The 14061-nt window shown below is 68.9% G+C and carries 19 protein-coding genes and 1 tRNA gene; 16 read left to right on the forward strand and 4 right to left on the reverse strand.

From position 1 onward, the window contains the following. Positions 1-569, forward strand: a 569-nt coding sequence (locus OOK31_RS29650) for an MAE_28990/MAE_18760 family HEPN-like nuclease (RefSeq protein ID WP_267090463.1), incomplete at its 5' end; no start/stop codon positions are given. Next, positions 566-1663 carry a DNA cytosine methyltransferase gene (locus OOK31_RS29655; protein ID WP_267090464.1) on the forward strand — a complete coding sequence of 366 codons (1098 nt, stop codon included), beginning with the start codon at positions 566-568 and terminating at the stop codon, positions 1661-1663. The genes OOK31_RS29650 and OOK31_RS29655, both read left to right, overlap by 4 nt. Positions 1664-2165: 502 nt before the next feature. On the opposite strand, the gene OOK31_RS29660 is transcribed toward OOK31_RS29655, so the two are convergent. After that, positions 2166-2843, reverse strand: a complete 678-nt coding sequence (locus OOK31_RS29660; RefSeq protein WP_267090465.1) for an HAD family hydrolase — start codon at positions 2841-2843, stop codon at positions 2166-2168. Beyond that, complete coding sequence (locus OOK31_RS29665; RefSeq protein ID WP_267090466.1) at positions 2840-3694, reverse strand: GntR family transcriptional regulator; 855 nt, start codon at positions 3692-3694, stop codon at positions 2840-2842. Before OOK31_RS29665 ends, OOK31_RS29660 begins: the two co-directional genes overlap by 4 nt. A 124-nt stretch (positions 3695-3818) precedes the next feature. Between OOK31_RS29665 and OOK31_RS29670 the strand changes: the two genes are divergently transcribed. The 13 genes from OOK31_RS29670 to OOK31_RS29730 all read left to right on the forward strand — a co-directional run bounded on the left by OOK31_RS29670 (position 3819) and on the right by OOK31_RS29730 (position 11101). Next, positions 3819-4160, forward strand: a complete 342-nt coding sequence (locus OOK31_RS29670; RefSeq protein ID WP_267090467.1) for a hypothetical protein — start codon at positions 3819-3821, stop codon at positions 4158-4160. Between the two features lie 2 nt (positions 4161-4162). Continuing rightward, positions 4163-5521, forward strand: a complete 1359-nt coding sequence (locus OOK31_RS29675) for an FtsK/SpoIIIE domain-containing protein (protein WP_267090468.1) — start codon at positions 4163-4165, stop codon at positions 5519-5521. 77 nt (positions 5522-5598) lie between these two features. Then, complete coding sequence (locus OOK31_RS29680) at positions 5599-5745, forward strand: hypothetical protein (RefSeq protein ID WP_267090469.1); 147 nt, start codon at positions 5599-5601, stop codon at positions 5743-5745. Then, positions 5742-6407, forward strand: a complete 666-nt coding sequence (locus OOK31_RS29685; RefSeq protein ID WP_267090470.1) for a DUF2637 domain-containing protein — start codon at positions 5742-5744, stop codon at positions 6405-6407. The genes OOK31_RS29680 and OOK31_RS29685 overlap by 4 nt, the downstream gene beginning before the upstream one ends. 12 nt (positions 6408-6419) lie before the next feature. Beyond that, positions 6420-6611 (forward strand): mobile element transfer protein, encoded by a 192-nt coding sequence (locus OOK31_RS29690; RefSeq protein WP_267090471.1) that lies wholly within the window; start codon positions 6420-6422, stop codon positions 6609-6611. A 17-nt stretch (positions 6612-6628) separates the two neighbouring features. Then, the gene (locus OOK31_RS29695; RefSeq protein ID WP_267090472.1) at positions 6629-6787 is read left to right on the forward strand and encodes a hypothetical protein; all 159 of its coding nucleotides are present in this window, start codon (positions 6629-6631) and stop codon (positions 6785-6787) included. Between the two features lie 23 nt (positions 6788-6810). Beyond that, positions 6811-7128, forward strand: a complete 318-nt coding sequence (locus tag OOK31_RS29700) for a SpdD protein (protein WP_267090473.1) — start codon at positions 6811-6813, stop codon at positions 7126-7128. Between the two features lie 93 nt (positions 7129-7221). Next, positions 7222-7770: a GGDEF domain-containing protein gene (locus OOK31_RS29705; RefSeq protein WP_267090474.1), complete on the forward strand. Its 549-nt coding sequence runs from the start codon at positions 7222-7224 to the stop codon at positions 7768-7770. A gap of 89 nt (positions 7771-7859) precedes the next feature. After that, positions 7860-8048, forward strand: coding sequence for a hypothetical protein (locus OOK31_RS29710; protein WP_267090475.1), 189 nt, complete (start codon positions 7860-7862; stop codon positions 8046-8048). Next, positions 8045-8377 carry a hypothetical protein gene (locus OOK31_RS29715; RefSeq protein WP_267090476.1) on the forward strand — a complete coding sequence of 111 codons (333 nt, stop codon included), beginning with the start codon at positions 8045-8047 and terminating at the stop codon, positions 8375-8377. Before OOK31_RS29710 ends, OOK31_RS29715 begins: the two co-directional genes overlap by 4 nt. Next, complete coding sequence (gene repSA, locus OOK31_RS29720; RefSeq protein ID WP_323188269.1) at positions 8374-9765, forward strand: replication initiator protein RepSA; 1392 nt, start codon at positions 8374-8376, stop codon at positions 9763-9765. The genes OOK31_RS29715 and repSA overlap by 4 nt, the downstream gene beginning before the upstream one ends. Next, positions 9762-9947, forward strand: coding sequence for a helix-turn-helix domain-containing protein (locus OOK31_RS29725; RefSeq protein WP_267090477.1), 186 nt, complete (start codon positions 9762-9764; stop codon positions 9945-9947). Before repSA ends, OOK31_RS29725 begins: the two co-directional genes overlap by 4 nt. After that, on the forward strand, positions 9947-11101 hold the full coding sequence (locus OOK31_RS29730; protein WP_267090478.1) for a site-specific integrase: 1155 nt from the start codon (positions 9947-9949) through the stop codon (positions 11099-11101). Before OOK31_RS29725 ends, OOK31_RS29730 begins: the two co-directional genes overlap by 1 nt. A 68-nt stretch (positions 11102-11169) precedes the next feature. On the opposite strand, the gene OOK31_RS29735 is transcribed toward OOK31_RS29730, so the two are convergent. Together OOK31_RS29735 and OOK31_RS29740 are read right to left on the reverse strand one after the other, a co-directional pair. After that, positions 11170-11244 (reverse strand) — tRNA-Val (locus OOK31_RS29735). A gap of 159 nt (positions 11245-11403) precedes the next feature. Further along, on the reverse strand, positions 11404-12609 hold the full coding sequence (locus OOK31_RS29740) for a transposase (protein WP_267090479.1): 1206 nt from the start codon (positions 12607-12609) through the stop codon (positions 11404-11406). Between the two features lie 143 nt (positions 12610-12752). Between OOK31_RS29740 and OOK31_RS29745 the strand changes: the two genes are divergently transcribed. Continuing rightward, on the forward strand, positions 12753-13997 hold the full coding sequence (locus OOK31_RS29745) for a hypothetical protein (protein WP_267090480.1): 1245 nt from the start codon (positions 12753-12755) through the stop codon (positions 13995-13997). The last annotated feature ends 64 nt before the right edge of the window (positions 13998-14061 follow it).

Below are 14061 nucleotides of genomic sequence, written 5' to 3' on the forward strand. Positions count from 1 at the left end.
ACAACCTCGTGGAAGCTACCGTCTCCCGCTGCGTGGATGCGATAACCCAAGCGGCAGCTTTGGCCGGCCAGTGGAAACCCCACCAGCTTAACGCCGATCTGCAGCGCGAATGGGTCAGGTCTATAGCGCGCACCCATACGGACATGAGCCCAGAGAATCGCTTGAAGCATGCGATGCAGCTCAGTGAGCACATCGTCCAACAACTTCCCGTCGCAAGCTTCTCTGTCGAATCTGGCGGTGGGGGGAATTGGGACGACGAGGCGATCTTCGCCATGGGTAAGCGCCTGGGCTGTGTGATCTCCGTCACCGATTCCACGCGCAGAGGCGTCAAGGCCAGCATGCGCGACGACCTAGGCCCCCTGAAGCTGGTCAAGGATCGCAGGAACGGCCTGGCGCATGGGTCCATCTCGTTCGTCGACTGTGCCGATGGCGTTGACGTGGAAGAGCTCCGCCGGATGGCGTCCAGCGTCGAGAGCTACCTGCGAGAAGTGATAGACTGCTTCATTCGCTATATTGAATCCCATAATTTCTTGCGGCCAGATTGCAGGCCAAATGGCGGTGCACCGTGACAAGTACGACTCCAACCGTCTCCGCGGTCGATCTCTTCTGCGGCGTGGGTGGGCTCACTCATGGCCTGGTTCGGAGCGGTATTGACGTCCGAGTCGGCGTCGACTTGGATCCGTCAAGCAAGTACCCCTATGAGGCGAATAATCCGTCGCGTTTCGTCGAGCGCGACGTGAACAGCCTCACTTCGGATGAACTCGCGTCGTACATCGGAACCGGGGGGGACTATTCGCTCCTTGCCGGGTGCGCGCCGTGTCAGCCATTTTCCACGTACAGCCAGAGCGGCCGGAGCAAGAAGCGCGGCCTCGACTGGCAGCTTGTTTCCAAATTTGGCGAGCTAGTTGCTGATGTGCAACCAGACCTCGTCACCATGGAAAATGTTGCCCAGCTTGCCGACCATGACGTTTTTGAGCAGTTCCTCGGGAACCTAAAAGGGTACGACGTCCAGGTATCCGTTGTGGAATGCACGAAAATCGGGATTCCCCAGTCACGAAAGCGACTCGTAGTCGTCGCTTCCAAGTTGGGAATTATCGATTTCGACCCCACCACCGGCGGCATCAAGCCAAGAACGGTTCGCCAGGAAATTGGGAAACTTCCTCCGATCCGTGCAGGGGAACAGCACCCCAGTGACCCACTTCACGCAGCTTCAGGCCTGAGTGAAATGAACATGCGTCGCATCAAGGCTTCGAAGCCAGGAGGTACCTGGCGAGACTGGGATCCTGAACTGCTTGCCGCTTGCCATAGGAAGGCAACAGGAGCCACGTACCCCAGCGTGTACGGACGGATGGAATGGGATGCGCCGGCTCCCACCATCACCACGCAGTGTTTCGGGTACGGTAATGGCCGTTTTGGTCACCCCACTCAAGATCGCGCTATCTCGCTGCGTGAAGCCGCCATGATCCAGACTTTCCCTCGGGACTACAAATTCCTAGAAGCAGACGAGCCGGTCCGCTTTAACCGCCTGGGCAGGCTGATTGGGAATGCCGTACCAGTCCGCCTTGGCGAGGTGATCGGAGATGCCCTTATCGCGCATGTCCGTAAGGCCGCTGCCGGAGAGCTGAAGCCTTTGAGCGAGGCTACCTCCGGACGTCTCTTCTAAGTTTGGCTCAAGCTGGCGGATCGGCCTGGGGTGGGTGGACAGTGACTGGCTGCGGCAGACTGCACCCCGGCTGTCATCCCGTCTGCCGTCGTCCCACACGGAGTGGTAGCGGGGCAGTCGTCAGGGGCCCAGGTGGAGCGCCCCACTGGACGAACGACCTGGGCCCCTGACGGCTGGTCTGCTACGGCTTGCCCTGGGACGACGGCAGACGGGATGACAGCCCCCACCCCGAACCACAACGGAGCCGCGGTCGCACGACTGGCCCCCGCATCCCAGAGTCAGAGGGCCCCCGCCGGAGGCATCGTCTTGACGGGCGGCTCACCGATCAGGCCGGGCTCGTCCAGCCCATCAAGTCCTTAGCCATTGGCGCGCGGCCGGCGGTCCGGGCTGGAGCGGGGCGCAGACAGGAGCGCAGGCCCGGGGCGACGGGCGCGCGACGCCGCCTTGGCGGCGGAAGCGCCCTTGATGAAGTAGGGAAACTCTTACCGCATCGCGCTCGGGCTCAGATGGCGTTGAGCAGATCCGCCATGTCCTCGATGACTACGGTTGCACCGGCATGGGTCAACGCCTCGGCCTTGCCCGGCTTGTTCGCGTAGCCGATCGACAGCACCCCCGCCGCGCGGGCGGCCTGGATGTCGGTCACCGAGTCGCCGATGAGGACCGCGCGGCCTGGCTCCACCGCATGAGCATCGAGTGCCAGGAAAACCATGTGCGGGTCAGGCTTCATCTGCCGCAAGCGAGCCGGTTCACGGCCGATCAACGGTGCTACGTACTGATCAAGCCCTCGCGTTGCGAAATACCGCTGCAGGGCTGACGTGCTGTTGTTGCTGACTGCCGCTAGGCGACGTGAGCCGTTCCGAAGCGCCTTGATGACCTCGTCGGCGTGAGGAGTCGGGTCTGCCAGGTCGACAGCCGCGACTTCGAGGCTCGTCAGCATCGCTTCAAGCTCGGTGACCGCCGGCAGGTCGTGCTCGCTCGCGAGCTTCACCACTTCCAGTGGGTCATCACCTGGACTGAGCAGTGAGGCGGAGCCTTGAGCCTCGGCGTATGCGTGGCGTAGGGACCTTGCCACGTCCGCAGCGGACACGCCGGAGAAGACACGGCAGATCGGCCCGTCGAAGTCGAAGAAGACTGACTCGACCCCGCGCAACACCGCACGGACCTCCCCGGCCTGGGTCACGGCTGGAAGTCCTCGCCGAGGTTGTCCCACATGCTGTCGAACCAGAGCTGACCTTGCTCAAGCCACTGCGAGCCGTGTCCCCGGTCGTCGCCGTCGGCGTACGAGAAGAGCACCGAGTCCAGCCCGAGGATGTCCAGGATCTTCGTCGGCTTTCCGTTCACCGGCACGGTGTTGGGAGCGATCGGATAAAAGCCGAAGAACGCTTCCCGCCGGTTGAGGACGTAGAGCTTGAACGAGGGGGTGATGTTGTGCACTCGCACGCTCACGCGCGCCTGCTCGACCAGCCCCAGGGTTTCCAGCTCGTTGACCGCGTCGACGATGGCGCCGGCATTCCGCAGCATGATCTTGTGCGCCCGCTTGAGTGGGGTCTCGGCACCCTCGGCTGCTTCCGTGTCCGGAGCGTCGATGGGTGCCGGAATGACCTGAGGCTTGCGGGTGTCGGGGACAAGAATCCTGACGTTGATGCTCTGCGGCCTGAGTCGACCGGAGCGGATCTTGTCGATCGGCTCGCGGATCGCGCTGTGCAGCGTCTCACCGGAGAATCCGGCGAAGTCGATGGTGACCTCTTCCGCGGCGAACGCCTGCTCGATGTGCGGCCGAAGGCCCATCGGGCGCTCGGTCCGGCTGCGTACGAAGACGCCGCTGCCCTGGCGGGCCACGATCAGCCCTTCGTCCTGCAAGTCCCGTAGGGCACGCTGCACCGTTGCCCGCGAGACCTTGTAGCGCTTGGTCAGGTCGTTCTGTGAGGGGAGCTTCTCGCCCGGCGCAAGCGTCTTGGTCAGGATCGCAGCACGGAGGGCGTTGATGATCTGCGCGTATGGCGGGCGCGGGTCGTCTGGATCAAGGCTCATGTCCGAATCGTCTCACGACTGGTGCAGCTTGCCTAGCCAAGCATTGACATGACTAACCAACCTGGCTACGTTACTCACATAGCCAAGTTGGCCAACTGGCCAGCGCACACAAGGGAGTTCCGTCATGCGCCAGATTCCCGTCGACACCACCGGCGCGACCGTGATGGTCGCCCAGCCCCCGCAGCTCAAGATGCGTGACAAGAAGACCGGTCAGATCGCTGTCGACAGCGAGACCGGCAAGAACCTGATGACCGTGGACGTGCTGTTCGTGATGAACGGCAACGCCGAGGTGGTGTCCGTGACCGTGGCCGAGTCCGACATCTCCGGTGAGCTGATGACGGGGACCCCGGTGGCGCTGACCGGTCTGGTCGCCCGTCCGTGGGAGAACGAGTTCAACGGTCAGAAGCGCCACGGGCTCAGCTTCCGGGCCGTCGCGGTCACCTCGCTTGCCGCCAAGGCTGGCTGAGCGTGAACGCCTTATGGGTGACGCTGCTGGTGGCGCTGGCCATCGCGCTCGTTCTCCGCTGGCTGCGGCCCACCTGGTACTGGTTGACCTTCGGGGTCACCTTCGCGGCGGTCCGCGTCCTGGTCCGCTACCGCTCGGTGATGGATGCCTGTGGGCTCACCGTCCCGCCTTCCCGCTGGCGGCTGGCGTTGGCCCGGGTTGCGCACCGTCCCGTTCCTGAGGCACGCTCGCCGCGCATCCTGCGGCTTCGGCCCACCGCGACAGGCCTCGTCCTGAGGCTGAAACTCCGGCCCGGACAGGACGCGTTCGACTTCTCCGCCTCCTCCGACCGGCTCCGGCACTCCTTCGCCCTGCACAACGTCGTCTCGCGGGAGGTCCGCTCCAGCGTCGTCGAGCTGCGGATGACCGGCTACGACGTACTCAAGCGGGTCCGCATGCCGGCGGCCGTGCCCGCTGAGGTGCTCAGGGTGCCCGTGGCCTTGCGGGAGGACGGGGAGGTCCACTACCGGGACTACCGGCAGGTCCCGCACGCCCTGAACGTCGGTGCGACCAAGTCCGGGAAGTCCGTCTACCAGCGCACGCTGGTCGCCGGTCTGGCATCACAGAACGTCGCCCTCGTCGGGATCGACTGCAAGAACGGTGTCGAACTCTTCCCGATGGCACAGCGGTTCACCGCCCTGGCCGACAACCCGGACGACGCCGCCGGACTGCTGGCCGCGCTCGTCCAGTACATGGGCGGGGTCTACCAGGTCATCCGTGCCGAGCAGCGCATCAGCGTTTCCTTGCCGGATGAGGAGATCACCGCCGACATCTGGGACCTGCCGACACACCTGCGCCCCGTGCCCGTCGTGCTCTTCGTCGACGAGGTCGCGGAACTCGCGCTCGCCGCGAACAAGGCGGAGGAGATCCGCCGGGACCGGATCGTCACCGACCTGGTGCGCCTGGCCCAGCTCGGCCGCGCCGCCGGCATTCATCTGGAGGTCTGCGGCCAGCGCTTCGGCTCCGAACTCGGCAAGGGCATCACCATGCTCCGTGCCCAGCTCACCGGCCGCACCGCCCACCGCGTGAATGACGAGACCTCGGCGAACATGGCCTTCGGGGACATCTCCCCGGACGCCGTCCTCGCCGCCGTCCAGATCGACAAGGAACGCCCCGGCACCGCCGTGGCCGGTGACTCCTCCGGCGGCTGGTCCCGCATCCGGGCCCCGCACACCACGCTCCGCCAGGCCGTGGACACGTGCAACGCCCACGCCTACCGCACCCCGGAAATCACCGAGCTGGACTCCTTCCGGCCCGCGCCCCCCGTGCGCGTCCTCGTCGGCGAGGTCCAGCCGAAGACCACTGCGGCAAGCGCCTTCTAAGCGCCTGGCCCACCCGGTCGGCGCGGCCCATCGCGCCAGGTCCCTACCCCACCCATGCCCCGACCCGGGAGAACCCGATGTTCTGCACGCTCTGCGGCGACGACAACGGAGAGAAGACCGGCTTCGACCACGAGATCGACAACTGCATCTGGCGCGGCGTCTCCGAGGAGGAGATCACGCTGATGCTCGGCCTGCCTCACCCCGCCGACCGGCCGGGAACGTGACGGCCCGCCTGCGCCTGGACGCCGTCCTCGTCCAGGCCGTCATCGCCGGAGCTCTCTCCTTCGCCCACCTGCACGACCTCGCCGAAGCCGCCGGACAGCACGGCTGGAAGGCCTGGGCCTACCCCGTCAGCGTGGACCTGCTCCTCGTCGCCGCCTGGCACCGCCTCCGCACGTTGAAGGACGCCGGGGAACCGTCGCGCTCGGCCTGGTCCTGGTTCGCCGTCGCCCTAGCGGCCTCGCTCGGCGCGAACGTCGCGACCGCCGGCCTCCTCGACCTCGGCGATGTCCCGGACTGGCTCCGGATCCTCGTCGCCGGATGGCCCGCACTCGCCTTCCTCGGCGGCACGCTCCTGGTCCACCGGCCCACGCCGCCCAGCGAGCCGGAACCCGAGCCTGAGCCCGCTCCCGAGCCCCTGCCCGTGGTCGAGCGGGAGACAGAACCCGGCGTACAGGCCGACGCGGTCCCCGCCCTGCCCGCCCCGGCCCCGAATCCGGCACCCGCCCCGGCGGTCACCGCCCCGCCCGCCCTCGTCGCCCACGCCCAGAAAATCGCCGCTGACCACCGCACCCGCACTGGCTCGGACATCGACACCGAGACCCTGCGCGCCCGGCTCGGCGTCCCGCCCACCCTCGCCGAAGCCATCGCCGCCCAGCTCACCTGACCGGAGACCGCCATGCCCGCCCGGATCAACTTCCGCTCGCTCATGAAGATCGGCCCCGTCCAGATCGGCACCTACCGCGACCGCCACGGCCGGATGAAGGACGCCGCTGTCTGCACCAACGACGGATGCGGCTGGTCCTCCGACTACAGCTCCTCGACCGCCGCCCAGCTCGCCGCCCGCTCCCACCGCTGCCGCGTCAGCTGACCCGAAAGGCCAACGCCATGGACGTCCCGCTCTGGATCGCCCTGCTCATCGTCGGTGTCCTCGGCTACAAGCTCATCCGCCCGCCGCTCTGGCTCGTCGCCGTGATCCTCCTCGGCGGCTTCCTCCTCGCGGACAGCTTCCTCGCCCCCGCCATCGACACCGCGATCAACAAGTAGCCCACCCCGGAAGGAGAACGACCGTGTTCAAGCCCCAGTACCCCCGCCCCGACACCTACACCCCGGCGACCCGCCCGACCCCGGCGCCCGTCGAACCGTCCACCCCGGCACCGGCCCCGGTCCCCGCGAAGCCCCCGACCGCGTTCGGCGCCCTGGTCCAGCAGTCGCCCGGCTCCGCGCTCCTCCTCTTCGCCGGCGGAATCGCCGGAGTCCTCGCGCTGGCCTCCGTCGCCGTCTCGCTCCTCCTGGCCGTCGCCGTCACCGCCGTCGCCCTGTCCATCAGCGGCGTCGTCCTGCTCTTCCTCGTCCGCGCCCTGCGCCAGGAGTTCAAGGGCCACTGACCGGCCGGGTCTCCGCCAGGCGCCACAAGCCGCCAAGCATCGCCGCCACCCGGAACCCGCACACCACCACTTCCGACCGCACGAAGGAGCATCGTGGACACCCAATCGCTCGCCTTATCCCTGCCGCTCGTCGGCTGGGCCGCCCACTCCGCCCTGCTGACCCACCGCCTCGCCGCCGCCCGCCGCGACCCGCTGACCGGCCTCCACACCCGCGCCGGATGGACCACACGCGCCGAACGCTTCATCCGCCGGCACCGGGACTCCGTCGTCCTCCTCCTCGATCTGGACGACTTCAAGACCCTCAACGACACCCACGGCCACGCCGCCGGAGACGCCGCCCTCACCGCGACCGCCGACCGCCTCACCGCCTGGTGCGACCGCTACGGCTTCGCCGGGCGCCTCGGCGGAGACGAGTTCGTCGCCGTGCACCGGCACCCGCACCTGAACGGCCTGACCGCGATCCTCAACGCCCCCCTGATGTACGAGGGTCACTGGCTGCCGGTCTCCGTCTCGGTCGGCTCCTGCCACCTCGCGGACCTGCCCCACCGCAGCCTCTCCGAGGCCCTCGCCGCCGCCGACGCCGCCATGTACGAGCACAAGGGCACCACCGGCCGCCGAGGCCCGCGCACCACCACTCACTGACCGGCCTCCGGGCGGCGCACAAGCCGCCAAGCATCGCCGCCGCCCGGCGGACCGGCCCCTCCCAACCGCAATCGAAAGGGACAACCATCATGGCCCAGCCCCACCACACCCCGCCCCAGATCTGCCCGAACTGCGACGGCTTCCCCGCCGTCCACATCACCCTCGGCGGCCGCGACCGCACCGGCAACCTGCGCACCATCACCGCCCACTGCCCGGCCTGCCACGGCACCGGCAAGCACTTCGTCCGCCGCATCGTCATCACCACGGCCGGGCGGTGACCACCATGCTGACCGACCTCGACCTGACCAACCCGCTGACCGCACAGGCCGCCGTGTTCGCCGCCCTGGCCCAGCTGGCCGAGCTCCACCCGGATCTGCCCGGCGCCTACATCACCATCAGCCACATCACCCCCACCGAGGCATACGTCCTCCTCGACAGCCCCGCCGATGTGGAGGCCTGGCGCCTGGCCACGCACACCGACACCGATGACGTGCACCTGACCGACCGCAAGGGCGACAAGAAGCTCCACTTCACCGCGCCGCTCGGCCGGGTCACCCTGAAGGTGTTCACGGTCTTCGTCCCGGCCTGCGTGGCGGTGGCTGCGTGACCGACTCCGCGACCCTCGCGGACCTGGACCCCGGCCTCCTTCGCGACATGCTGAAGGTGGCCGGGGCTCCCGGTTACGCCCGCTGGGAAGACCAGATCCGCCGCACGGGCGGCTGCTCCGACCCGATCCACATCACCGGCTGGACCGTCGCCAAGGACAAGACCTCCGGCGAAGTCCTGCACCGCTACTCCACAGGCGACGAGCCCGGCGCCCGCCTCCGTATCGCCTGCGGCAACCGCCGCGCGTCCCGCTGCCCCTCCTGCGCCTGGACCTACGCCGGAGACACCTACCACCTCATCCGGGCCGGGCTCGCCGGAGACGACCGCCGCGACATCCCGGCCACCGTCCGCGAGCACCCCCGCGTCTTCACCACCCTCACCGCCCCCTCCTTCGGACCCGTCCACAACCGCCCCGCCAGCCGCCCCTGCCGCTGCGGCACCCACCACCAGGAGGACGCGCCCGAGCTCGGCACCGCCCTCGACCCGAACACCTACGACTACGCCGCCGCCGTCCTCTTCAACAACCACGCCGGACAGCTCTGGCAGCGCTTCACCACCCGCCTGCGCCGCGAGATCGCCGCTTACGCCGGACTGACCCAACGCGAACTGAAGGAAGAAGCCCGGATCTCCTACGGCAAGGTCGCCGAGTTCCAGAAGCGCGGAGCCATCCACTTCCATGCCGTCATCCGCATCGACGGCCCGGCCGGCCCTCTCAGCCCGCCGCCGTACTGGGCCAGCACCGAACTCCTCGACCGCGCGATCCGGGCCGCCGTCGCCCACTCCTACACCTCCGTCAGCGTCCCGGCCGCCACAGACCAGCCCGCCCGCACCTTCCGCTGGGGCACCCAGCTCGACGTACGCCCCATCAAGGCCTTCGGCGACGGCTCCGACATCACCGAACAGGCCGTCGCCTCCTACGTCGCCAAATACGCCACCAAAGCCGCCGAGAACACCGGCACCCTCGACCGCCGCATCGGCAATCGCGACGCCCTCGTCATCCTCGACGTCCCCACCCACACCGCCCGCCTGATCGAAGCCTGCTTAGACCTCGACCCGCTCTACCCGGACCGCCGCCTCGCCGCATGGGCCCACATGCTCGGCTTCCGGGGCCACTTCTCCACCAAGTCCCGCCAGTACTCCACCACCCTCGGCGCCCTCCGCCAGACCCGCGCCGACTACCGCGCCGCACAGGAAGCCGAAGCCCGCGGCCTCGACGACCTCGATCCGGACACCGTCCTCGTCCTCGCCTCCTGGCAGTACGCCGGCCACGGCCACACCCCCGGCGAATCCGTCCTCGCCGCCACCATCGCCCGCGACATCCAGCTCAACCGCCAAACAGCCCGCGAAGCCCTGCCCGACCAACTCGCCCTGGAAGGAGCCGCGTCATGACCACCGCCACCCCTGAACTGCTGACCGTCCCTGAGGTCATGCAGCGGCTCAAGCTCGGGCGCTCGACCGTCTACGACCTCATCCGGTCCCGACGGCTGGTCTCCATCACCATCGGCCGGGCCCGGCGCATCCCTGCCGACTCCGTCCGGAAGTTCATCGACCACGAGATCGAGGCTGCCTGATGGCCACCCAGCGCAAGCGCAACCCGAACGGAGCGGGCACCATCACCCAACGGAAGGACGGCCGGTACCAAGCCGCCGTCTACGTGCTCCAGCCCGACGGCACCCGCGCCCGCAAGTTCGCCTACGGCAAGACCTGGGCCGAGTGCGATGTGAAGCGGCGGGATCTGCTCGCCAAGGTGGACCAGGGCGTGCCCGTGCCCACCCGGTCCGCCAAGCTCTCCGAGTGGCTGCCGTACTGGCTCGACAACATCGTGAAGCCGCACCGTAAGCGCACGACCTTCGCCAAGTACGAGGTGCACGTCCGGCTGTACCTGGTGCCCCTGCTCGGGTCGAAGCGGCTGGAGTCTCTCAGCGTCGGGGACGTCCGGCGCACGCTCGTGCAGCTCCAGAAGAAGACCAGCGCCGCCACCGCCAAGGAGTCGCACCGGGTACTACGGACCGCTCTCGCGGCGGCCGTCCGGGAGGAGCTGGTCACACGGAACGTGGCAACGTTGGTCGAACCGCCCAAGGTTGAGGCGCGGGACCTCTCCCCTTGGAGCCTCCAGGAGACGCTGGACTTCCTCGCCGCCGGCCGCAAGGACCCGCTGTACGCCGCCTTCGTCCTGGCGATCGCGCTCGGCTTACGGCGGGGCGAGATCGTGGGGCTCAGGTGGGAGAACGTAGACCTCGACAAGCGCGAGATCCGGGTCCGAACCCAGCGACAGCGCGTCGGCGGCGAGGCCTACGAAGACGACCCCAAGGGCAAGCGGCGCCGGCAGACCCTCCCCCTGCCCGGGATCTGCGTCGCTCCCCTGCGCTGGCAGCGCATGAAGCAAGCGGAGATGCGGGCCAAGGCCGGGAACGCCTGGCAGGAGACCGGGTACGTGTTCACCACTCGGACCGGACGGCCCATCGAGCCCCGGAACGTCTACCGGTCCTTCACCCGCGTCGCCAAGGACGCCGGCCTCAGGGTGATTCGCCTGCACGACGCACGGCACGGGACAGCGACCCTGCTGACCGCCGCCGGCGTACCGCCCCGGGTCGTGATGGAGATCCTCGGGCACTCTCAGATCGCCGTCACGATGAACGTGTATGCGCACGTCGTCCAGGACACGCAGCGCGAGGCCATCGGGCATATGGACCGCCTGCTGAGGCAGCGACCCGGTCGTCCCTGACCGCTCCCGTTGATGTCAGATCTGGATGCAAAAGACCCCCCGCCATGATCGGCGGGGGGTCTTTTCACTGGTGGGCGCGGACGGTTTCGAACCGCCGACATCTGCTTTGTAAGAGCAGCGCTCTACCCCTGAGCTACGCACCCGTGGATGAGTGGACAGCCTACATGGAGGGCGTACCCCCCACGCAAACCCGTTCCCGTGGGGGAGAATGGACCGGGGCTTGGCGGACGCGGCACGGGAGAGGGATTTTGACTCCTCCCCTCCCTAAAGGGAGAGGATTCCTAGCTCACTTTGCCTGACACCTAGCAGGTGGCAGGTCTTACAAGATCAGCACTAGCCGGGTTGAGGCCAGCCCGGACGAGCACCACGCGGGCGGAGTTCTTGTCCCTGGGGGACACGGTTCCGCAGGCGGTGCACGTATACGTTCTCTCGGAGAGGGGGAGGCGGTGCTTGGCTCTCGCTCCGCAGTGCGCGCAGTCCATGGTGGTGTGCGCGGGGTGGACAAGGTGCACGGTCTTGCCGTGCTTGCGGGCCATCGCGATGAGGGCCGTCTTTGTGGCGCCGATCGCCGCGTCGGCCGCTTTGCGGGCCATGGTCGTCTTCGCGAGGAACTTCGGCCGGAAGTCCTCCACGGCGAGGTGGTCGAAGTCGCGTACGAGACGCTTGGCCCATTTCCGGCCGGTGTCCTGCCGCTGCCGGGCGATCTTCTTCGACACCTTCGCCGCCGCCTGTCGGGCCTTCTTGTATCCCTTGGTGTCGGGCTGGCTCTTCGGGGTCCGGCGTCGGGCCATCATCCGCTGGTAGCGGGCGAGCTTCGCAGCAGCACTCTTACCGTGCTGCGGGTGTGGCAGGTCGTGGGCGTCGCTGGTGGTGGTCGCGGTCTCCTTCACACCCCAGTCCACGCCGATCACTGCACCGGTCTCCGGCAGGGCCTCGGTCGCGGAGGGAACAACGAAACTGGCGTACCAGTGGCCGAGGCTGTCGCGGTGGACACGGACGGAGGACGGGGGCTTGGGCAGATCCCGCGACCACACCACCGCCAGTACGATTCCACCGGCCAGGTGCAGACGGCCGTCTTTGAGCCGGAACCCGCGCTGCGTGTAGTTCAGCGACGGTGCGGCTTCCCGCTTCCTCTTGATGCGGGGCATCCCGGCCCGCTGCCGCATCGGCAGCTCCGCCTTGATGTCCTTGAGCGCCTTCGTACGGGACTTCGCGAAGTCTCTGATGGTCTGCTGCTGAGGAACCGAGGCGCCCTCGCGCAGCCAGGGCATCGCGGCGCGGGCCTCAGTCAGCATCTTGTCGAGCTGCGCCGGCCCGCACGTCGTCTTCGTCCCGGCCGCCTTGTTGAGCTTGTGGACCTTGCGGGACATCGCCACGCACTCGTTCCACACCCAACGACACCGGCCCCACTCCGCTTCCAAAGCGGTACGGGCGGTGGACGACAGGCGCAGTCGGTAGGTGTACCGGGCGTGCCCGGCCACCTCGACGGCCATCGCTGCAGTCGTCATGATCGGAACCTAACAGCCGCCACTGACAACGGAAGAGAGTGCGGGTCAGAACAGATGAGCAGCGAACTCCGCCGCTTCGCGGTTCCGCTCCAAGGACCCAACCCTCCCCGGCCTGAAGCCCGGGGCATCCTGGGGGAAATCCGGTGACGACGGCATCCCGGCGGTGGTTCGGTGGGCGGGACGAGGGGCGGCGGGCCGATGCGCAGGCGGCCAAGGATGCCGCCGCGGCGGCGTTCTACGAGCTGGACACCGCGCAGCGGGATCTGCGGATCTCGATCGAGACCATCGCCGCCGCCGACGGGTCTCCCGCCGGGCGGCAGGCCACCGAGGGGTTCGCCGCGCTCGGCCGGCGGATCGACGAGGTCAGCCACGTCTACATCGAGGCCGTCGACGCGCACGACCTGGACCGGGTCGACCTGGAGGGCTCCGTCGCCTCGCAGGCGCGGGAGCAGCTGACGCGGGCGCGGGACGAGCTGGTGCGGGTGCAGAAGGAGCTGGAGCGGTTCGCGCAGGGGCTGCAGCCCTTGCTGGACAAGGCCGAGACGCAGCTGGCGCGGGTCGCGCCGGCCCGGGAGCGGGCGAAGGCGGCGCTGCTGGCGGCGAGCGACGCGTTGGACGCGGTACGGGCCGAGGGGATGCGGGCCGACGATCTGGCGGCGCGGCTGGCCGCGCTGGGGCCGGAGCTGACGAAGCTGAACCAGGGGGCCGCGCAGCACGGGGTCCAGGCGACGGTGCAGCGGGCGGACCGGATCCTGCGCGACGCGGAGGCGATACGGGCCGAGGCGGCCCGGCTGCCGGAGCGGGCGGCGGAGATCGACCGGCGGCTGGTGAGCCTGCGCACGCGGGCGCAGGCGCTGCGCAACCGTGCGGACCGGGTGGACCCGGTACTCAGCGAGCTGCGCCGCCGGTTCAGCGCGGCCTGCTGGCAGGACCTCCAGCAGGTCCCCGCCCAGGCGGTACGGGACGTCGCGCTGGCGGAGGACCGCCTGCGGGAGGCCGGCCGGGCGCGGGAGGAGCAGCGCTGGGCCGACGTAGGGGCTCTGGTCGAGGCGGTGCGGGCCTCCCTGGACGCGACCGACGAGGCGGTGTCGGCGGCGCAGGACCGGCTGACGCGGCTGGAGGCGGTGGCGCGGGATCCGCAGGCGGAGGTGCAGCGGACCAGGTTCGCGATCCGGGACGCGCAGCGGCTGGCGATGGCGGGCCGGAGCGTGCCCGAGCCGCGGCACGCGCGCCCGCTGGACGAGGCGGTGGCGCGGGTGGATCGGGCCCTCGCGGGGCTGGAGGAGCGGCACCCGGACTACTGGGCGTTCCTGCTGGAGATGGAGGGCGTACGGGGAGCCGTGCACCGGGTCGTCGAGGACATCCGCACGGAGCGCGGCCAGGGCTGAGCCCGGCCGTGGCGGGGCCTGCGGGCCCCGCAGAGTTGTCCGCGAGCGCCCCGCGGCGGATGCT

This window comes from Streptomyces sp. NBC_00249 (assembly GCF_026342355.1).
Lineage (GTDB): Bacteria > Actinomycetota > Actinomycetes > Streptomycetales > Streptomycetaceae > Streptomyces.